General features: G+C 59.3%; 22 protein-coding genes. 16 read left to right on the forward strand and 6 right to left on the reverse strand.

Annotated features, from left to right (window positions below; translation table 11 throughout):
• Positions 1-13: 13 nt before the first annotated feature.
• Both CRP02_RS15500 and CRP02_RS15505 read left to right on the forward strand, forming a co-directional pair.
• Entirely contained in the window at positions 14-739 is a 726-nt protein-coding gene (locus CRP02_RS15500) for a polysaccharide deacetylase family protein (RefSeq protein WP_097171650.1), read from the forward strand.
• A 115-nt stretch (positions 740-854) separates the two neighbouring features.
• The gene (locus CRP02_RS15505; RefSeq protein ID WP_097101904.1) at positions 855-1,931 is read left to right on the forward strand and encodes a bifunctional transcriptional activator/DNA repair enzyme AdaA; all 1,077 of its coding nucleotides are present in this window, start codon (positions 855-857) and stop codon (positions 1,929-1,931) included.
• Between the two features lie 7 nt (positions 1,932-1,938).
• On the opposite strand, the gene CRP02_RS15510 is transcribed toward CRP02_RS15505, so the two are convergent.
• Both CRP02_RS15510 and CRP02_RS15515 read right to left on the reverse strand, forming a co-directional pair.
• Positions 1,939-3,123, reverse strand: coding sequence for an AI-2E family transporter (locus tag CRP02_RS15510; RefSeq protein WP_097101906.1), 1,185 nt, complete (start codon positions 3,121-3,123; stop codon positions 1,939-1,941).
• 83 nt (positions 3,124-3,206) lie between these two features.
• Entirely contained in the window at positions 3,207-4,067 is an 861-nt protein-coding gene (locus CRP02_RS15515) for a VOC family protein (protein ID WP_065702645.1), read from the reverse strand.
• 272 nt (positions 4,068-4,339) lie between these two features.
• On the opposite strand from CRP02_RS15515, the gene CRP02_RS15520 reads away from it, so the two are divergent.
• The 4 genes from CRP02_RS15520 (at position 4,340) to CRP02_RS15535 (ending at position 6,596) form a co-directional block, all read left to right on the forward strand.
• Positions 4,340-4,750, forward strand: a complete 411-nt coding sequence (locus CRP02_RS15520; RefSeq protein ID WP_003512003.1) for a universal stress protein — start codon at positions 4,340-4,342, stop codon at positions 4,748-4,750.
• A gap of 61 nt (positions 4,751-4,811) precedes the next feature.
• Positions 4,812-5,132 carry a TraR/DksA family transcriptional regulator gene (locus CRP02_RS15525; RefSeq protein WP_097171651.1) on the forward strand — a complete coding sequence of 107 codons (321 nt, stop codon included), beginning with the start codon at positions 4,812-4,814 and terminating at the stop codon, positions 5,130-5,132.
• A 190-nt stretch (positions 5,133-5,322) separates the two neighbouring features.
• Complete coding sequence (gene trhA / locus CRP02_RS15530; RefSeq protein WP_013635699.1) at positions 5,323-5,991, forward strand: PAQR family membrane homeostasis protein TrhA; 669 nt, start codon at positions 5,323-5,325, stop codon at positions 5,989-5,991.
• A 107-nt stretch (positions 5,992-6,098) separates the two neighbouring features.
• Positions 6,099-6,596 (forward strand): GNAT family N-acetyltransferase, encoded by a 498-nt coding sequence (locus CRP02_RS15535; protein WP_097171652.1) that lies wholly within the window; start codon positions 6,099-6,101, stop codon positions 6,594-6,596.
• 20 nt (positions 6,597-6,616) lie between these two features.
• Here CRP02_RS15535 and CRP02_RS15540 read toward each other — a convergent pair whose 3' ends face one another.
• On the reverse strand, positions 6,617-7,243 hold the full coding sequence (locus CRP02_RS15540; RefSeq protein WP_065688115.1) for a LysE family translocator: 627 nt from the start codon (positions 7,241-7,243) through the stop codon (positions 6,617-6,619).
• A 116-nt stretch (positions 7,244-7,359) separates the two neighbouring features.
• Positions 7,360-7,767, reverse strand: coding sequence for a peptide-methionine (R)-S-oxide reductase MsrB (gene msrB / locus CRP02_RS15545; protein ID WP_003512009.1), 408 nt, complete (start codon positions 7,765-7,767; stop codon positions 7,360-7,362).
• Positions 7,768-7,972: 205 nt separating this feature from the next.
• Between msrB and CRP02_RS15550 the strand changes: the two genes are divergently transcribed.
• The 10 genes from CRP02_RS15550 to CRP02_RS15595 all read left to right on the forward strand — a co-directional run bounded on the left by CRP02_RS15550 (position 7,973) and on the right by CRP02_RS15595 (position 16,444).
• Positions 7,973-10,342: a putative monovalent cation/H+ antiporter subunit A gene (locus CRP02_RS15550; RefSeq protein ID WP_097171653.1), complete on the forward strand. Its 2,370-nt coding sequence runs from the start codon at positions 7,973-7,975 to the stop codon at positions 10,340-10,342.
• Positions 10,339-10,758 (forward strand): Na(+)/H(+) antiporter subunit B, encoded by a 420-nt coding sequence (locus CRP02_RS15555; protein WP_003512013.1) that lies wholly within the window; start codon positions 10,339-10,341, stop codon positions 10,756-10,758. The genes CRP02_RS15550 and CRP02_RS15555 overlap by 4 nt, the downstream gene beginning before the upstream one ends.
• Positions 10,758-11,135, forward strand: coding sequence for a Na+/H+ antiporter subunit C (locus tag CRP02_RS15560; RefSeq protein ID WP_003509263.1), 378 nt, complete (start codon positions 10,758-10,760; stop codon positions 11,133-11,135). The genes CRP02_RS15555 and CRP02_RS15560 overlap by 1 nt, the downstream gene beginning before the upstream one ends.
• 20 nt (positions 11,136-11,155) lie before the next feature.
• A complete protein-coding gene (locus CRP02_RS15565; RefSeq protein ID WP_097171654.1) occupies positions 11,156-12,733 on the forward strand; it encodes a Na+/H+ antiporter subunit D in 1,578 nt (525 codons plus the stop codon).
• Positions 12,730-13,209 carry a Na+/H+ antiporter subunit E gene (locus tag CRP02_RS15570; RefSeq protein ID WP_097171655.1) on the forward strand — a complete coding sequence of 160 codons (480 nt, stop codon included), beginning with the start codon at positions 12,730-12,732 and terminating at the stop codon, positions 13,207-13,209. The genes CRP02_RS15565 and CRP02_RS15570 overlap by 4 nt, the downstream gene beginning before the upstream one ends.
• On the forward strand, positions 13,206-13,592 hold the full coding sequence (locus CRP02_RS15575) for a cation:proton antiporter (RefSeq protein WP_097171656.1): 387 nt from the start codon (positions 13,206-13,208) through the stop codon (positions 13,590-13,592). The genes CRP02_RS15570 and CRP02_RS15575 overlap by 4 nt, the downstream gene beginning before the upstream one ends.
• Positions 13,589-13,921, forward strand: a complete 333-nt coding sequence (gene mnhG, locus CRP02_RS15580) for a monovalent cation/H(+) antiporter subunit G (RefSeq protein WP_097171657.1) — start codon at positions 13,589-13,591, stop codon at positions 13,919-13,921. Before CRP02_RS15575 ends, mnhG begins: the two co-directional genes overlap by 4 nt.
• 431 nt (positions 13,922-14,352) lie before the next feature.
• Positions 14,353-14,781, forward strand: coding sequence for a MucR family transcriptional regulator Ros (gene ros / locus CRP02_RS15585; RefSeq protein WP_003512037.1), 429 nt, complete (start codon positions 14,353-14,355; stop codon positions 14,779-14,781).
• A gap of 390 nt (positions 14,782-15,171) precedes the next feature.
• On the forward strand, positions 15,172-15,594 hold the full coding sequence (locus CRP02_RS15590) for a helix-turn-helix domain-containing protein (protein ID WP_097171658.1): 423 nt from the start codon (positions 15,172-15,174) through the stop codon (positions 15,592-15,594).
• Positions 15,587-16,444 (forward strand): DUF6456 domain-containing protein, encoded by an 858-nt coding sequence (locus CRP02_RS15595; protein ID WP_097171659.1) that lies wholly within the window; start codon positions 15,587-15,589, stop codon positions 16,442-16,444. The genes CRP02_RS15590 and CRP02_RS15595 overlap by 8 nt, the downstream gene beginning before the upstream one ends.
• A 4-nt stretch (positions 16,445-16,448) precedes the next feature.
• Here CRP02_RS15595 and CRP02_RS15600 read toward each other — a convergent pair whose 3' ends face one another.
• The gene (locus tag CRP02_RS15600) at positions 16,449-16,865 is read right to left on the reverse strand and encodes a SufE family protein (protein ID WP_025592801.1); all 417 of its coding nucleotides are present in this window, start codon (positions 16,863-16,865) and stop codon (positions 16,449-16,451) included.
• A gap of 196 nt (positions 16,866-17,061) precedes the next feature.
• Positions 17,062-17,487, reverse strand: coding sequence for a DUF5330 domain-containing protein (locus CRP02_RS15605; RefSeq protein ID WP_097172794.1), 426 nt, complete (start codon positions 17,485-17,487; stop codon positions 17,062-17,064).
• Positions 17,488-17,645: the final 158 nt, after the last annotated feature.

Consider the following 17,645-nt stretch of genomic DNA (forward strand, 5'->3'; position numbering starts at 1 on the left):
CGGAAACTGAAAAATGCTGCGTAGCCTGCCCTTTGCCGCTCTCTTCCTGTCGCTCTCGACTGCCGCCTTCGCGGGGACGGGTCTCGTCGAGCCGACGCTGAAAATGACGCCGAGGCATGACGGCAAGGTGCGGGTGGCGATGACTCTGGACGCCTGCATGGGCAAGACCGACCATCGCATTCTCGATACGCTGGTGCAGGAAAAGATACCGGCAACGATCTTCGTCACTGCCCGCTGGCTGAAGCACAACAGCGACGCACTTGCCGTAATGATGGCGCATCCGGATCTGTTCGAGATCGAAAACCACGGCGAAAACCATGTGCCCGCGGTGGATAAGCCCGTTGCCATCTACGGCATTGCCGCTGCCGGTTCGGAAGCGGCAGTCGAGCAGGAGGTCGAGGGCGGCAGGCTGGCAATTGTCGCGATGACCGGTCTTCAACCGCAATGGTTTCGCGGTGCCACGGCGAAATATACCACCTCGTCCATGGCCACCATCAACAGGCTCGGCATGCGGGTGGCGGGTTATTCCGTCAATGGCGATGGCGGCTCGCTTCTGGGCGCGGCCGCCACGGCAAAGCACATCGCTTCGGCCAGGGACGGCGACGTCATCATCTCCCACATCAACCAGCCCACCCACGAAGCGGGTGAGGGCGTGGTGAGGGGCCTTCTGGCGCTGAAGGCGCGCGGCGTGGTGTTCACAAGGCTGGACGACCCGTCGTTTACGCCGCCGGGTAATTGAGCCGGGCGGCTCTCTTCTCATTCCTGTAACAAGCACGGGAATGAGGAACTGCGCATCCCACATCCACGCCCGTTTTTCGGCGGCATACCGCTCAAATTTGCGCTAGCTTCCTCACATGCTGTTCAAACGCCCCGACACCGAAACCCTATATTCCGCCCTTGTGAACAAGGACCCCGCCTATGAGGGCGTGGCCTATGTGTGCGTGACCTCGACGAAGATTTTCTGTCGCTTTACCTGTACGGCGAGAAAGCCGAAGATCGAAAACTGCCGGTTTCGCGAAACCATCGCCGAATGTCTGGAAGCTGGCTTCCGCCCCTGCAAGCGCTGCAAGCCGATGCTTTCCTACGGCACGGCGGATGAAACCGTCACCACGCTTCTGATGGCGCTGGAAAACGAACCGGCGCGGCGCTGGCGCGAGGAGGATGTGGTGGCGATGGGCCATGACCCTTCCACCGTGCGTCGCACCTTCAAACGCCGTTTCGGCATGAGTTTTCTGGAAATCGCAAGATTGCGGCGGCTGGGAGATGCGGCGACAAGCCTTGCATCAGGAGAAGCCGTGATCGGCGCGCAGATCGATGCTGGATATGAATCCGGCAGCGGTTTCCGCTCGGCCATCAACCAGTTCTTCGGCACCTCTCCCGCCGCCATGAAGGGCAAGGGGTTCCTGAAGGGCGACTGGATCGACACGCCGATCGGCCCGATGCTGGTCGTTGCCGATGATCACGCCCTGCATCTTCTCGAATTCGCCGACCGGCCAGCGCTTCCGGCCGAATTGAAGCGGCTGAAGGCCCGCACCGGCGCGGATATGGTGCTGGGCAGGACACCGGTCACCGGCCAGATCGCAGCAGAACTCGCGGCCTATTTCGCCGGGCACTCGGCTGACTTCGAAACCCGGCTTGCCGGACACGGCACACCCTTCGAGCGCGATGTCTGGCACGCATTGCGGGAGATACCGGCGGGAGAGATCGTCAGCTATTCTTCGCTTGCGACGTCGATGGAACGGCCATCCGCCGTGCGTGCCGTCGCCCGCGCCAATGGCGCCAACCAGATTGCCATCGTCGTTCCCTGCCACCGGGTGCTGGGCGCAGATGGCAGCCTGACCGGTTATGGCGGTGGGCTGTGGCGGAAGAAATGGCTGATCGAGCACGAGCGGCGCATGGCCGATAAGCTCCGCATCCCTCTCGCCTCCTGACCGGCCTTCAGGCCGGCAGGTTTGGAACGATGCGGCGTGAGGGAAACAGCTCGCGCGTTACTGTCATGGCGATCAGCGACAGCGGCAGTGCCAGCATGGCGCCCGCAGCACCCCACATCCACGTCCAGAAGATGATCATCACGAACACCAGGAAGGGGTTGATCTCCATGTTGCGGCCCACCACCGCCGGAAAGGCCAGGTTTTCCATCAACAGGTGAATGGTGAAGAAGATTGCGGATGGCAGCAGCGCCAGCATCATGTTGTCATGCGTGATGATGCCTGCCACCGCGAGCGACACCGTCATGGCGGTGATGCCGAGAAACGGCACGAAGCTGGAAAGGAAGGCGAAAAGCCCCCATAGAAGCGGCATGGCCAGCCCACCGAAATAGGCGATCGCCACCATCGTCACGCCCAGTGCCGCATAGATCAGCGCTGCCGTGGCAAAATAGGTGCCGAGCACTTCTTCCACCGAAGCGATAATGCGAATGGCCCTCAGACGCTGGTGCCGGGCCGGAAAGGCCATGATGATCGCCTTGCGCAGCCGCAGGCGGCTGTAGAGGAACATCAACAGCGCGGCGAGGAAGATCATGCCCTGAACGACTGCGGGGGTGACGTTGGAACCGAGCAGGGAAATGATCTCGCCGCTGCGCGAAATCAGCGACTCCATCGAAATCGACCCCATGCTGAAGGTCGCTGCCGAAATGTTCAGCCATCGGATGCTTTGAAGATAGGGCAGGAAGCGGTCCATACTGCGTTCGATCAGCGCCGGTCCTTCGGAGGCGAGCTGCGACAACGGGTCGATCAGCGAATTGATCACGAAAAACATGACGGCCGCGACAAGGCCGGAGAGAATGACCGCCACACCGGCACCAGGAATGCCATAGGAACTGAGCTTTTCCGCCGCGATGCCGAGGATCATGCCCACGACAATCGCCAGCACCACCGGTATGAGGATGAGCGACAATTCATGAATCACCGCCATCATCACGACGAGAAAAATGCCGATCACCGACCATGCGACGGCCACATCAAGCGCTTCGCGGCCGAGCGGTTGCTGGCTGCGCGCGTCGTCACGGTGTGACCCGGACGCCAGACCCTCGAAAGGGTCGGCCCTCGTCGACGGAGCGTTTGCGGCGCGCCGCCCGATATTGCCCAATATGCCGGTTTTTTCCGGCCTGGCATTTTCATTCATCGAACTGTCCCCCAATAAGACGTCAAACGTTCGAAAAATGAGGCGGTTCCGGAGCGGCAAAAATTTCTGCCGCCCCGTCGTGTTTACGCGGAAAGCTTCAGGCCGATGCCCCACGGATCTTTGAGAACAATACCGTCGCTCTGCCGTTCCGTAGCTATTTCCAGCCGGTCGAGAGCGGCCATTGCCGTATCGAGCGCCGCACTGTCGTTGAACTTCAGCGAGTAGCCCGAAAGGCCGGTCATATTGTCCTTGCGGGCCGTGGCGCCGCGGCTGTTCCAGATATTGGCGGCCACATGGTGATGATAAGCGCCGGAGCCGAAGAAGCTGGCACCCGGATAACGCGCCATGATCTTCAACCCCAGCACATCCTGATAAAACTCATCCGCCTGCGGAATATTGCCGACCTGCAGATGCATGTGGCCGATGGCCGTTCCATCGGCGGCGCCCTCGAACGCCGTTTTCGGCGCACTGTCATACAGCGCCTGTAGGTCGAGGCGGAGCGTGGCCATCTCCACCGTGCCGTCCTGCTGGTAGGTCCATTCCGAGGGCGACCGGTCGCGATAGACCTCGATGCCGTTGCCTTCGGGGTCGGCGAGATAGATCGCCTCACTCACCAGATGGTCGGATGCGCCCTGAAGCTGGATATTGTTGTGCGCGGCATGGGCTAGCCAATGGGCCAGATCCTCGCGGCGCGGCATCAGGAAGGCGGTGTGGAACAGGCCTGCGGCATTGCGCGGCGCGCGTTCAACCGTGCCGGAGGTGGAAAGCGTCAGCAGCGGCTGGCCGTTGACACCAAGAACCTCGCCGCTCGGGCTTTTCTCGATGACGGAAAGACCGATGATTTTCTGGTAGAATTCCGAAATGCGCGGCAGATCGTGAACGACAAGATGAGCCTGACCGACATAAGCCGGCCGCGTCAGGGCGAATTGTTTGATTTCACTCATCATAATCTCCATATTGAATCCGGCGTGCTGACGACGCGGATTTGCGCGTCTGCATCAGCCGGCGCCGCTTTGCGGCGTTCATTTGTGGTGAATATGGGCGGGTTTTGTCGTTCAGCAAAGATCGCCATCTGGCGATTGACCGTCCACTATTCGTTGACAATGCCCCTGTTGCTGCCCCGACGCGGCTTTGACTTCAATCAAGGCGAAGGGTGCACCGGCAGGGAAATATGAGCCCGACACGTGAACGGCAGATTACGCCAAAGGAGATAGCCATGTACAAGAAAATCATCGTACCGGTAGACCTCAGTGCCATCGACAAGGGAGAGAAGATTCTCGCCAAGGCCAGGGCGCTGCTGGATGCCGATGGCGAGATCGTCCTCATCAATGTGGTTGAGGAACTGCCCGGCTATATGGCGATCGACCTGCCGGTAGACCTCATCGAAAATGCCATCAAGGATGCCAAGACGAAACTTGCGGATATTCAGGCGAAGGCCGGCTTCAAGGGCAAGCACGAAATCAGAAGCGGCGCGCCCGCGCGTGAAATCATTGCCGCCGCCGAAGAGCACAAGGCCGATCTCATCATCATCGCATCGCATATGCCTGATTTTACCAATTATTTCATCGGCGCCACGGCAGACCGCGTGGTGCGCCATGCCAAGTGCTCGGTGCTGATCGACAGGTAAAGTGAGTTGAAATCTTGGGGTTGCGGGCGATTTTCGCCCGCACCGGCTGGAGGAGAAGACCATGAATGTCGAAAGTTACGAGAAAATCCTGCGCGACCGCCAGCGCGAGCTTTACAGCCGCCTGCACAAAATCGAGGCGGATTTCGAAGAACCGCGCAACCCCGATGATGACGACCGCGCCGCTGAACGCAGCAATGACGAGGTGCTGGATGAAATTGGGCAGGTGGGTCAGGACGAGCTGCGTGGCATCGACGCCGCACTCGACCGCATCGCGAACGGCACCTACGGCACCTGCGTCAAATGCGGCAAGAAAATTTCGGAAGACCGCCTGAAAGCCGTGCCCTATACGCCGTTCTGCCAGGAATGCGCTGCGGCCTTGTGAGGGCGCTCCTTATCTTCCCTCTTTATTCCTGTGACAAGCACAGTAATAAGGGGAAGGGCGAGGCCGCCACTCAACCTCTCCTTTCGCAACAGCCCGGAACGCAATTTGATCGCCGTTAACCCGCTGCTGTCTTGTTCCTGTCTAATATTGCCGTCATGCTTCAGCCGAAGCAGGCAAATGGATATGGACTATGAGTAACGTGTGGCGGTTTGGGCGCCAGTATGATTTTCATGAGATCGTCGCCGACGGCATCGTGCACGGCGTCGGCATTGTGTTCGCGCTGGTCGGCGCCACGGCGTTGATTTTTTACGCGACCGTCTGGGGCAGCCTCAGCGCCATTGCGGCGGCCTGGATTTACGGTCTTGGCCTCGTCGCCTGCCTTTCCGTGTCCTTCACCTATAATATCTGGCCGCATTCCAACGTAAAATGGTTCCTGCGCCGGCTGGATCACTCGGCGATCTTCATCCTGATCGCCGCCACCTACACGCCGTTCCTGATGCGCGGTATCCACGAGCCGCTGATTGCCACCATGCTGGGGCTGATCTGGCTTGCAGCCATCTGCGGCATATTGCTCAAATGCGTGTTTCCCGGCCGTTACGACCGGGTCGCCATCGGCCTTTATCTCGCCATGGGTTGGAGCGGCATCATGGTGGTGCAGCCGCTCTCGACGCATCTGGCCCCCGTCACGCTCTGGCTGATTGTCGCTGGCGGTGTCATCTATTCGCTCGGCGTGGTCTTCCATGTCTGGGAAAAGCTGCGATTCCAGAACGCCATCTGGCACGGTTTCGTCGTTGCCGCCGCCGTTGTCCACTATTTTGCCGTGGTCACTTCCTTCAGCCTCGTTCCCATGTCTTCCTGAGCTAGAGAGCACTGGACAGCCATCCGCGTCATCGCCTAATGCTCGCCTGAAGGTCGTGTCCCGGAACGTCAGGGGCGCGATGCAGACAGGAAAGAGGGCGAACGATAATGAGTTTGGAACTGCGCGATGCCACCGTGGACGATCTTTCCGGCATCATGGAGATTTACAACGACGCGGCCCTGAACACGACGGCGATCTGGAACGAAGTGCTGGTCGATCTGGAAAACCGCAAGGAATGGTTTTCCGCCCGCAAGTCACGTGGCTTTCCTGTGATCGTCGCCATTCTTGACGGCAAGGTCGCCGGCTATGCTTCCTATGGCGACTGGCGCGCCTTCGACGGTTATCGCCACACCCGCGAACATTCGGTTTATGTCCACAAGGACGCGCGCGGCCACGGCATCGGCAAGCGGCTGATGCAGGCGCTCATCGACCACGCCTCCGGCAACGATGTGCATGTGCTGATCGCCGCGATCGAATCGGAAAACGCCGCCTCCATCCGCCTGCACGAAAGCCTCGGTTTCACCGTTGCCGGCCGGTTTTCGGAAGTGGGCACCAAGTTTGGCCGCTGGCTGGACCTGACCTGCATGGAGCTTAAACTGAACTAGGATGCGGGCCGGGATTTCTCTCAGGCGGGGCGCCGGGCGAAGGCCAGCATGACACCGAAAGCCATCATCATCGAGCCGCTGATTCGGTTGACGCGCTTCAGGGCGCGCGCATTGCGCATAAGACCGGACAGTCGCGAACCGACAAAGGCATAAACGGTGATCGCCACCACCTCGAGCAGCAGGAAAATTGCGCCGAGCGTGGCGAAGCTCTGCCAATAGGCGTCCTGCTGGATGAATTGCGGGAAAAAGGCCGTGAAGATCAGGATGGCCTTCGGATTGCCGGAGGCGACAAAAAACTCCTGCCGCAGATAGGTCTTGAGAATATTCCCGTTGTCCGAGGAGATATCGGGAGCGGTGACATCCGCCCTTGAGCGGATGAGCTTGAAGCCGATCCACAGCAGGTAGAGAACGCCGATCCATTTGATCAGCGAAAACATCATTTCGGAAGCCATCAAAAGTGCGCCGAGGCCCAAAGCGGCGATCGCGATCATGCCCGCAAACGCAACCAGCCGGCCGCTCGCGGCCATCACTGCCGTTGCCATGCCGTATCGCGCACCAACCGTCATCGACAGGAGATTGTTGGGCCCAAACGCCATGTTCAGGGCAAAGCAGGCGGGAATGAATATGAGGATGGTTTCGAGCGCCATGATGGTGATCCGGAAGGAGTGAGATCGCGATAATCTCATTCTCCGGTCCGGCTGTCGAGACGGTCATTTTCTTCGCAAAAACGGCCGGCAGGCAGCCGGCCGTTACCTGTCTCTCATCAGATCGGTTCGAACACCATCGAATGGCCGTTGATGCAATAACGCAGGCCGGTGGGCGGTGGGCCGTCCGGGAAGACGTGGCCGAGGTGGCCGCCGCAATTGGCGCAGCGGATTTCGGTGCGCACCATGCCAAGCGTCGCATCGCGATGTTCCGTCACCGCACCCGGTTTCACCGGTTCGAAATAGCTCGGCCAGCCGCAACCTGCATCGAATTTGGTATCGGAGAGGAACAGCGGTTCGTCGCAGGCGGCGCAGCGATAGAGGCCTTTCTGGAACGTGTCCCAGTAGGGACCGGTAAATGGGCGCTCGGTGCCGTGTTCACGCAGGATGCGATATTGCTCCGGCGTCAGCTGCTCGCGCCAGTCGGCATCGCTCTTGTTCACTTTCGGGGATGTCAGATCGCTCATGGAATGATCCTTTCTGTTCCTGCCAGAAATAGGCATCGCCGCTGCCGATTGAAAGAGGGCAGCTGTCATAACGAGTACGTTATGGGCAGGTGTGAGAGTCGATTTGGGTTGAGATGCCGGTGTCTATGCCTTAACTGAAAAATACGATTTGAAAAGAACGCCATTGATGGGCGTACAGGGGTAGGGGAAGCCCTGGGAGATGTGAATGACACCCGATGTCACGCAGCTGACATTCCTGTCGCTGTTTTTGCCGTTTCTGGCAGCGCTTGCCGCACCGATGCTGGTGAAAAGATTAGGTCACAATGCCGCGTGGATATTGGCGATCGCGCCCGCGCTGGCTTTTGTCCATTTCGCACTGATGCTGCCGCAGGTGGCGGCTGGCGGTGTGGTCACGGGCGGTTACGTCTGGGTTCCAAGTTTCAACCTCAGCTTTTCGTGGTTCATCGACGGCCTGTCGCTGACCTTTGCACTTCTGATCACCGGTATCGGTCTGCTGATCGTGCTCTATGCCGGCGGTTACATGAAGGGGCATCCGCAGCAGGGCCGCTTCCTGTCTTTCCTGCTTCTGTTCATGGGCGCGATGCTGGGCGTCGTGGTGTCCGACAGCCTGTTGATGCTGTTCGTTTATTGGGAACTGACCTCGATAACCTCGTTCCTGCTGATCGGCTTCGACCATGCGCGCCCGGCCGCACGCCGTGCCGCCTTGCAGGCGCTGGTGGTAACGGGTGGCGGCGGTCTGCTGCTGCTCGCCGGGTTGATCTTCATCTGGGACATGAGCGGCATGACGCAATTGTCCATGCTGGTGCGTGGCGGCGATATATTGCGCGACAGCCCGTTCTATCTGGCTGCGCTGCTGCTGGTGCTCGGCGGCGCCTTCACCAAATCGGCGCAGTTTCCGTTTCATTTCTGGCTGCCCAACGCGATGGAGGCACCAACGCCGGTTTCGGCCTATCTGCATTCGGCGACCATGGTGAAGGCAGGCGTCTATCTTCTGATGCGCCTCAACCCCGTTCTCGGCGATACCGCTGCCTGGCAGATCCTGCTGCCGTTCTTCGGCGGGTTGACCATGCTGACCGGCGCGCTGCTGGCCGTGCGCCAGACCGACCTGAAGCTGATGCTGGCCTATACCACCATGTCCTCGCTCGGTCTGCTGGTGATGCTGACGGGCTTCGGTTCGGACCACGCGATCGAGGCGGCTGTGCTTTATCTGGTGGCGCATTCGCTGTTCAAGGGCGCACTGTTCATGGTCGCCGGTATCATCGACCACGAGACCGGAACCCGCGATGTGACGAAGCTCGGCGGCTTGCAAAAAGCCATGCCGATCACCTTTGCGGCAGCACTTGCTGCGGCCATCTCCATGGCCGGCCTGCCGCCCTTTTTCGGCTTTCTCGCCAAGGAAGAGATTTATTATGCGCTGGCGCATGGCAATCCGCGTGCCGTGCTGTTCACCGGCATCGCCATTCTCGGCAATGCGCTGATGTTTGCCGTCGCTTTTGCCGTGGCGCTGAAACCTTTCCTCGGCAAGCCCGTGAAAACCCCGAAACACGCGCATGAGGGACCACTGCTGCTGTGGCTCGGCCCGGCGCTGCTGGCGATAAAGGGGCTGACCATCGCTCTCTTCGCTGGCCTTTCGCATTTCTACATTTCGACGCCGATGGCAAGCGCGATCGCGGGTGAGGCGCGCCCGGTGGAAATCTCGCTCATTCCCCATATCGGCGTGCCGCTCGGCCTGTCGCTGCTGACGATCGCGCTCGGCATCGTCCTGTATATGCAGCTTTCCGCCGTTCGCGGCCTGATGGTGCGCACCTTCAAGGCGCTAGGTGCAGGGCCGGACAGGGGCTTCGATGTTTTCATCGAAACGCTGGTCAAAATCTCGTTCCATGTGGTCAGGCTTATCCAGCCCGGCAGGCTGGAATTTTACGTCACCGCCACTTTTGCCGTCATTGCCGTCGTGCTGCTTGCGCCGCTGTTTCTCTATGGTGAACTGCCGTCCATGCCGGCGTGGCCGCACGACATGAAAATCCATGAACTGACCTTCATTGGCATCGCGGTTGCGGGCCTTGTCGCGGTACTTACGGCGTCCAGCCGGCTTACGGCCATCATCGCGCTCGGCATTCAGGGGTTTGCGGTGGCGGTCATCTTCCTGCTGTTCGGCGCGCCCGATCTGTCGTTTACGCAATTCATGGTCGAAACCCTGTCCGTGGTCATTCTGACGCTGGTGATGACACGGCTTCGCCTGTCGCCGTCAGACCACCGCGGCCCTGGCCAGAAGCTTCTGGACAGCACCATCGCCATTGCCTGCGGAACCGGCTTTGCCCTGTTCCTGATGCGGGCGACGGAAGCGTCGTTCGATAATCGCCTCACCGATTTCTACAACACCTATTCCAAGGTCATCGCCCACGGGGCGAATGTGGTGAACGTCATCATCGTCGATTTCCGCGGCACGGATACGCTGGGCGAGATTGCGGTGGTGATGATAACAGGCCTGGCCATTCTCGCGCTCATCCGCATCCGCCCGGCTGCTGCCATCAAGGGACCAGCAAAAATAGCGAAGAAGAAGGGAGCGCGGGCTTGAACACGCTTATCCTGCGCACCGTCGCCCCTGTAGTCACCAGCCTCATGGTGCTGTTTTCCATCTTCGTATTGCTGCGCGGCCATAACGAGCCGGGCGGCGGTTTCATCGGCGGGTTGATTGCGGTCTCGGCGCTGGCGATCTACGGCATCGCTTATGGTGTGGCCGCAGTCAGGCGCGCCATCGTGTACCATCCGCTGTCCATTGCCGGCGCAGGGCTGCTGTTGGCGATGTTGTCTGGTCTCGTCTCGATTGCAGCGGGCGTGCCCTTCATGACCGGGCTGTGGGTCTATCCGAGCCTGCTCGGTGTGGAAGTGCCGCTCTCCACCGTCATGTCCTTCGATATCGGGGTTTATCTCGTGGTGGTCGGTGCCATCACCTCCATTGCGCTGGCTCTGGAAGAAAGGGATAGCGACTGATGGAAGCGGTTTTCTCCATTCTCGTCGGCATCTTCTTTTCGGTGGCGATCTATCTCATGCTCTCGCGTCACAGCATCCGCATGCTGCTCGGCATCGCCATTCTCGGCAACGCAGTCAACCTCCTGCTGTTTACGGCGGGAAGGCTGACGCGCGAAGTGCCGCCGATCATTCCGCCCGGCATGGACACGCTGCCGGCCGGTGCCGCCAATCCGCTGCCGCAGGCGCTTATCCTCACGGCAATCGTCATTTCCTTTTCCTTCTTCTGTTTCCTGCTGGTGCTGACCTGGCGCGCGTTCCAGGAATTGCAGACCGACGACACCGACGAAATGCGCACCGCAGAACCTGCAGGCGAGCCTTTGCCGCCGCTCGGTTATTGAGCGGGGCGGGGCACAGACACATGGCTTCATCCACCACTTCCGCAATATCAGATCTTTCCGCAGCGCTGGTCACGGCACCCGTGCCGCTATCCGACTGGCTGATCATCCTTCCCGTCGCGCTCTCAATCGGCGCAGGTGCGGTGCTGATGATGCTGCGCCACACCATGCGCCTGCATGCGCCCATCGCAATCACGGCACTTGTTCTGCTGGTACTGCTCGATGCCGCGCTTCTGTGGAAGGTGGTGACCCAAGGGCCGTTCACCATGGTCATGGGCCGCTGGCTGCCACCCTTCGGCATTGCCTTTACGGCTGATCTGACCGGCACGCTGCTGTCGCTCGCCGCCGCCATCGTAGCGCTGGCCGGTGCGATCCATGCCAGCGCCGATATCGACGCCAGCGGCAGGCGATACGGTTTTTATCCATTCCTGATGCTGTTGATGGCGGGTGTCACCGGTGCGTTCCTGACCGGCGACCTCTTCAACCTCTATGTCTGGTTCGAGGTGCTGCTGATCTCGTCCTTCGGCCTCATCGTGCTGGGCTCCACACGCGAGCAGATCGATGGCGCGCTGAAATACGCCATCCTCAACCTCATCGGCACGACGCTGTTCCTGATCACGGTCGGTTATCTCTATGCCATCTTCGGCACGCTCAATATGGCCGATATCGCGCTGAAGGCGACGCAGCTGCGCGGCACGGCTCCGCTGATGACGCTTGCCAGCCTGTTTGCTCTCGCCTTCGCCATGAAGGCGGCGGCCTTTCCGGTGAATTTCTGGCTGCCCGCCTCCTATCACACGCCGCGCATCGTCGTTTCCGCCCTGTTCGGCGGCCTGCTCACCAAGGTCGGCATCTACGCGCTGCTGCGCGTCATGGTCATGCTGTTTCCTGTCGAGCGGGAGGAGCTGAGTATCGTCATCGCCATCTCTGCGGCGCTGACAATGGTGCTCGGCGCCATGGGTGCGCTGGCACAGAACGATATCCGCCGCATGCTCGGTTACATCGTCATATCAGGCATCGGTTACATGATGGCGGGCATCGCCATCGGCACGCCCTCCGGCGTTGCTGGCGCGATCTTTTACGCGCTGCACTCCATGGTGCTGATGACGGCGCTTTATCTCGCCGCCGGCCACGCTGCCCGCCTTGGCGGCAGTTTTACCCTGACTTCGCTCGGTGGCCTTTATCGGCAGGCGCCGTGGTTTTCGGGCCTCGCGCTCGCCTTGTTTTTCGCCGGTTCCGGCCTGCCGCCGTTTTCCGGCTTCTGGCCGAAAGTGGTTCTCGTCAAATCGGCGATCGATATCGGCGCCTGGTGGCTTGCCGCCGCCCTTCTCCTGTCCGGCTTCATCGCCACCATCGCCTTCGGGCGGGTCTTCCTCTTATGTTTCTGGCGCCCGGCAGTGGCCTCCACCGGCCAGGCGCCGTCGCTGCCTGTGTCGCCTCTGGCGGCCCCTTCTTTCGTCCCGCTGGTCGGGCTGACATTGCTGGTGGTGTTCTTCGGTCTGTTTCCGGAAAGCCTGCTCAATCTCAGCCAGCAGGCGGCGGCGGGGCTTGGCAACCCCGAAGCCTATATCCAGTCGGTGTTTCCCGAAGGGAGCAGACCATGAGCCGATACATCCTGTTATTGCTCTTCGTTGGCGTATGGCTCTCCGTAAGCGGCAGCGTCACGCCGGCGAACATTCTCTTCGGCCTCATCGTCTCGGCGCTGGCGCTCGGCCTTATTCGTCACCAGATCCCCAAGGGCCGCCGTCATCGGCTGCGTCCCCTCCGCGTGCTGTCGCTGCTGCTGCTGTTCTTCAAGGAGCTGGCGCTGTCGGCCTGGAAAGTGGCGGTGATGGTGACGCGGCCGAAGCTCGATGTGCAGCCCGGAATCTTCGCCTATCCGCTCAGGCTGACGACGGATTTCGAGATCACGCTGCTTGCCAATCTCATCACGCTGACCCCCGGCACACTTTCGGTCGATGTTTCCGAGGATAAAACAACGCTCTACGTCCACGCGATCGATTGCAGCAATATCGAAGCCGCCAAGAATGACATCAGAAACGGCTTCGAAAAAAAGATCATGGAGGCGTTTCAGGGATGACGCCGGAACTCATGGTTTCATTTGCAACTGTACTTGCCACGGTTGTACTGTCCGCTGCCTTTTTGCTGACAGTATATCGCGTCGTCGTCGGTCCGACCTTGCCGGACCGAATCGTCGCGCTCGACATGCTGGTCGGTATCGCCATCGGCTTCATTGCGGTTATCGCCATCCGCACCGGCGTCGATCTTTATGTCGATATCGCCATTGCGCTCGGACTGGTGGGTTTTCTCGCAACGGTGGCTTTTGCCCGCTTCGTCCTGTCGCGCGGTGCAGATGACAGGCGCAGGACAAAGGCTGTGCTGGACGGCGAGCGGGCATCGGAAGTCGTTGAAAAGCCTGAAAAACAAATATCCAGGCGTGGAAAAAGAAGGGGCGGGCGATGATGGGCTGGATCGTGGCTATTCTGGTTGCGGCACTGACGGTCTCAGGTGCTTCCTTCTCGCTGATTGCGGCAATCGGGCTTAATCGCCTGCCGGATGTCTACACCCGGATGCATGCGGCTTCCAAGGCGGGAACGGTGGGCTCAGGCCTGTTGCTGCTGGCTGTCGGCATTCATTCCACGGAAATATCGACGCTGGCACGGGCACTTGCCGGTTTCTTTTTCTTTGTTCTGACAGCACCGGTCTCCGCACATCTTCTTGCAATGGCTGCACACAAGGCAGGTTATCCACTTGCTGATAAATCGGTAGTTGATGACCTAAAGAAAATTTGAAGTTGAATTACCCCCTAATAATGGGGGGTCTTCGTTTTCCATTACTACTTGGCATAGTATTTTATTACCCGTGATTTTTTGTATTCCAATTAGACTGTTTTGAACTGAAAAAATCATAATAGGAATTTGACTTTTGCTGTTTTGATGCTATCCAAATTAAGTGTAAAATTGCTTATTGCGATTTGCATCTAGCCTCTTCATGGTCGGCATAGGCATTTTATTAATGTCTAATCTATGGTTGATCAGACCTTTGTTGGCCATGTCGCGGGCTACAAGTTGAATCTCGGATCAATTCGTTTCCGGTTTCGCTTGAAATCTAGGGGTAGATTTCTCGTTGGTTTCAACAGGGCGAAGGAGGGGCACCGGGTAACTTCACATCGCTCGATGCGGCGTTCATCCGTGTCTGGAGATAAATAACAGGAGATACTTAAATGACGGAAACTGCATACGGTAACGCCCAGGATCTGCTGGTCGAACTGACGGCGGATATTGTGGCTGCCTATGTTAGCAACCACGTCGTTCCGGTAACTGAGCTTCCCGGCCTTATTTCGGATGTTCATACGGCACTCAGCGGAACATCGGCACCGGCATCGGTGGCGGTCAATGTTGAAAAGCAGAAGCCTGCTGTGTCCGTTCGCAAGTCGGTTCAGGACGATCATATCGTCTGTTTGGAATGTGGTGGCTCGTTCAAGTCGCTCAAACGCCACCTGACGACGCATCACAGCATGACGCCGGAAGAATATCGCGAAAAATGGGATCTGCCGGTCGATTATCCGATGGTTGCTCCCGCCTATGCCGAAGCCCGTTCGCGGCTCGCCAAGGAAATGGGTCTCGGTCAGCGCCGCAAGGCGAACCGTTGATTTTCTAAGACGGATTGTGTCGCGGCTGTATTTTCTCCCCATCCGGGGAAAGATGGCCCGAAGCGCCGGATAAAGGGGACCTTGGCAGCATATTGCTGGCCTTGCCCCTTAACTCGCCGCCGTGACCTTTTCCCCTAGCAGAATATGGCGGCAGGGCGCGCATGCCCGCTCCATACACATCTTGCACCTAGTGTTATGTCCAGCTGGTCCTTCGACCAGCTTTTTTATTGCCGCGCGCAATTTCGACAGAGGAAAAAAATCCTTGTCCGGGCGTCACCTTTATTCAAAAACAAAGCGAAATCAATCGCATGTTTTTCGCCGCCAAATTTGCGCTTTCCCGCGCCCATCCTCAGGTGTATGAATTAATTCCTATTCGTAAAGGAGTTGCATATGCCGCCGGACATATCGTCTTTGCCTGCCCCCTCGCGGCCCTGCCTGCAGGTTGCCGATAGCAATTTCCGCCGTTTTCCGCCTGCTGCCGGGCGGGATGAGATTTCACGGATTTGCCGGCTGGTCCGTCAACTGGCCGGGGAAATGGTGCAATTGACCGGCGATCGTGTGGCTGCGCGCCGGGACAGGCGGCGCACCGAATGCCATATCCGCCAGATCGCCATGTATGTGTGCCATGTGCAGCTCGGTATTCCGATGTCAGATATCGGACCCTGTTTCGGCAGGGACAGAACGACAGTCGGCCATGCCTGCCAGGTGGTTGAGGATCGTCGCGACGAACCCGCCTTTGACGAGTTCGTCGCGACACTGGAGCGACTTTCCGGCAGCATTTTCAACGTGATGAAGGGTGTTCGGGATGAGTGAGACAAAAAGCGCTCCAGCCATGCCTCCCGATCCTGTCCTGTTGCGGCTCCTGCGCTGCATTGCTGCGGGCACGGCTGAGATATCGGAGGATCGCGGCAATATGGTACTGCGGCGACCGGAGGCCGGGAAAGGCAGGACAGGGCGTCCGGCGTTGCGGTTTCCGGCCGCCACGGTGCAGCTCGCCCTCTCTTCGGGGCTGATCGAGAGACGCGAAAACACGCTCTCCGCCGCGCCGCCGCTCGCCTCCTATTTGAAGCGCGCTATAGCCAGGGATCGCGACGAGATTTTTCAGGAACAGCACTGGGATTTGCAGACGGTGGTTCTGGATGTCGGCAAGGACAGGCAGCCGGCCCGGCGCAACCTCAATAGCTCGCCACTGACAGGCCTTTCACGGCTGAAGGAAAAGGATGGCACCGCATTTTTTCCGAGTGACGCCTTGCAGGCGGGCGAACGCCTCGCCGCCGATTTTCACCGCGCACAATTGAACCCGAAGGTGACGGCAACGTGGGAACCGAAAATTGCAAGCCGCACGAAGGGGGAGGCGGGTGGCAGGCACGATCTTACCGATGCGGCGATTTCCGCCCGGGCGCGGTTTTCCCGCGCGGCCGATGCTATGGGGCCTGAACTTTCAGGTGTCGCCATCGATATCTGCTGTTTCGAAAAGGGGCTGGAGGCCGTGGAGCGCGAGCGGCAATGGCCGGCGCGTTCGGCAAAACTGCTGCTGCGGGCCGCCTTGCTTTCGCTTGCCCGCCATTATGCGCCGCAAGCGCAACGCAGCAGAAGGGCAAGCCACCATTGGGGCGACGAAGATTATCGCCCGCCGATGGCGCCAACGATGGCCAAAGAGTGAAGGCTCAGGCGGTCAGAAGTCTCGCTTCCTCGCGGATACGCTTGACCATGGAACGCAGGCCATTGGCGCGCTGCGAGGACAAATGTTCCACCAGCCCAATCTTGTCGAACACCTCAATGGCGTCGAGACCGGCGATTTCGGAAGCTTTTTTACCGGAATAGACGGCAAGAACGATGGCGACGAGGCCGCGCACGATATGCGCATCGGAATCGCCCTCGAAGGTCATGAGAGGATCTTCCGCACCATCGCTGTGGCTGACGAGCCAGACCTGGCTTGCGCAGCCCTGCACCTTGTTCTCAGGCGTGCGCTTGTCTTCCGCAAGGTCGGGAAGCGCCTTGCCGAGTTCGATGACGTAACGATAGCGATCCTCCCAGTCGTCGAGGAAGGCGAAATCGTCAAGGATCGTATCGAGAGAGGCCATGTTGCGCGCCGTATCGTCCGTTATTGTCATGCTTCGCTACGATATAGGGCAAGTGCGGACGGTTTTGAACCATGCGGACCATGAAAAAGCCCACGGAAAACAGGTTTCCGTGGGCAAGTTTGGCAGGCAGTCACGCAGGCGGACATATCCGGCTGCAGAGAAGGGGCGGCGCCGGGTTAAGCGGCGGCGCAAAATATCAGGGGGTGGGGCGCTTCTGCGGCAGGGGAATGATGGTGCCGGTCTTCAGCATGTCGGCATTCCCAGGGAATTCGACGCTGATCGCCGGTGCTGCGGCCAGTTTTTCGCTCTCGCTGGCGAGTTCGGCTGCGGGTGCCGTTTTATCACCGGAAGCAAGCTGCGCGTCGAGCAATTCATAGGCGACCTTGGCGCCTTCCTTTGCCCGTTCACCGAGCGCGTGGAAGGTTTCGGCGCCCTTTACGCAGACGTCGGGTTTTTCGATGCAGATGGCGCTGACATAACGATAGGCCTCACCGGCTGCCGAAACGGCGCTGGGAATATCGAATGCCGAAGGTTCCCTGGTCGGATCGTTGCTGCTGCCGAAATAGGACAGCGCGACCAGCACCAGCGAAAACCAGAATGTTCCTTTGATCAGAAACCACATTGTCAGACTACCCTGCCAGATGATCTTTGTTTTGAAGCCCCGCCCGTTTCGGGTCATCGGCCTTTGTCCCGTTTTTCGGGCTTGGAGAGAAGCTACAGGCGACCGGCGAACAGCCAATTGCAAAAAGCCGCGCAATTTAATTCAAATTGTATCTATTC

The organism is Rhizobium sp. AN5 (assembly GCF_900215255.1).
Classification (GTDB): Bacteria; Pseudomonadota; Alphaproteobacteria; order Rhizobiales; family Rhizobiaceae; genus Agrobacterium; species Agrobacterium tumefaciens.

What these genes read in the sequence shown, in the direction of transcription:
- CRP02_RS15500 (WP_097171650.1), top strand. Translation starts at nt 14, where the DNA reads ATGCTGCGTAGCCTGCCCTTTGCCGCTCTCTTCCTGTCGCTCTCGACT.
- CRP02_RS15505 (WP_097101904.1), top strand. Translation starts at nt 855, where the DNA reads ATGCTGTTCAAACGCCCCGACACCGAAACCCTATATTCCGCCCTTGTG.
- CRP02_RS15510 (WP_097101906.1), bottom strand. Translation starts at nt 3,123, where the DNA reads ATGAATGAAAATGCCAGGCCGGAAAAAACCGGCATATTGGGCAATATC.
- CRP02_RS15515 (WP_065702645.1), bottom strand. Translation starts at nt 4,067, where the DNA reads ATGAGTGAAATCAAACAATTCGCCCTGACGCGGCCGGCTTATGTCGGT.
- CRP02_RS15520 (WP_003512003.1), top strand. Translation starts at nt 4,340, where the DNA reads ATGTACAAGAAAATCATCGTACCGGTAGACCTCAGTGCCATCGACAAG.
- CRP02_RS15525 (WP_097171651.1), top strand. Translation starts at nt 4,812, where the DNA reads ATGAATGTCGAAAGTTACGAGAAAATCCTGCGCGACCGCCAGCGCGAG.
- trhA (WP_013635699.1), top strand. Translation starts at nt 5,323, where the DNA reads ATGAGTAACGTGTGGCGGTTTGGGCGCCAGTATGATTTTCATGAGATC.
- CRP02_RS15535 (WP_097171652.1), top strand. Translation starts at nt 6,099, where the DNA reads ATGAGTTTGGAACTGCGCGATGCCACCGTGGACGATCTTTCCGGCATC.
- CRP02_RS15540 (WP_065688115.1), bottom strand. Translation starts at nt 7,243, where the DNA reads ATGGCGCTCGAAACCATCCTCATATTCATTCCCGCCTGCTTTGCCCTG.
- msrB (WP_003512009.1), bottom strand. Translation starts at nt 7,767, where the DNA reads ATGAGCGATCTGACATCCCCGAAAGTGAACAAGAGCGATGCCGACTGG.
- CRP02_RS15550 (WP_097171653.1), top strand. Translation starts at nt 7,973, where the DNA reads ATGACACCCGATGTCACGCAGCTGACATTCCTGTCGCTGTTTTTGCCG.
- CRP02_RS15560 (WP_003509263.1), top strand. Translation starts at nt 10,758, where the DNA reads ATGGAAGCGGTTTTCTCCATTCTCGTCGGCATCTTCTTTTCGGTGGCG.
- CRP02_RS15565 (WP_097171654.1), top strand. Translation starts at nt 11,156, where the DNA reads ATGGCTTCATCCACCACTTCCGCAATATCAGATCTTTCCGCAGCGCTG.
- CRP02_RS15570 (WP_097171655.1), top strand. Translation starts at nt 12,730, where the DNA reads ATGAGCCGATACATCCTGTTATTGCTCTTCGTTGGCGTATGGCTCTCC.
- CRP02_RS15575 (WP_097171656.1), top strand. Translation starts at nt 13,206, where the DNA reads ATGACGCCGGAACTCATGGTTTCATTTGCAACTGTACTTGCCACGGTT.
- mnhG (WP_097171657.1), top strand. Translation starts at nt 13,589, where the DNA reads ATGATGGGCTGGATCGTGGCTATTCTGGTTGCGGCACTGACGGTCTCA.
- ros (WP_003512037.1), top strand. Translation starts at nt 14,353, where the DNA reads ATGACGGAAACTGCATACGGTAACGCCCAGGATCTGCTGGTCGAACTG.
- CRP02_RS15590 (WP_097171658.1), top strand. Translation starts at nt 15,172, where the DNA reads ATGCCGCCGGACATATCGTCTTTGCCTGCCCCCTCGCGGCCCTGCCTG.
- CRP02_RS15595 (WP_097171659.1), top strand. Translation starts at nt 15,587, where the DNA reads ATGAGTGAGACAAAAAGCGCTCCAGCCATGCCTCCCGATCCTGTCCTG.
- CRP02_RS15600 (WP_025592801.1), bottom strand. Translation starts at nt 16,865, where the DNA reads ATGGCCTCTCTCGATACGATCCTTGACGATTTCGCCTTCCTCGACGAC.
- CRP02_RS15605 (WP_097172794.1), bottom strand. Translation starts at nt 17,487, where the DNA reads ATGTGGTTTCTGATCAAAGGAACATTCTGGTTTTCGCTGGTGCTGGTC.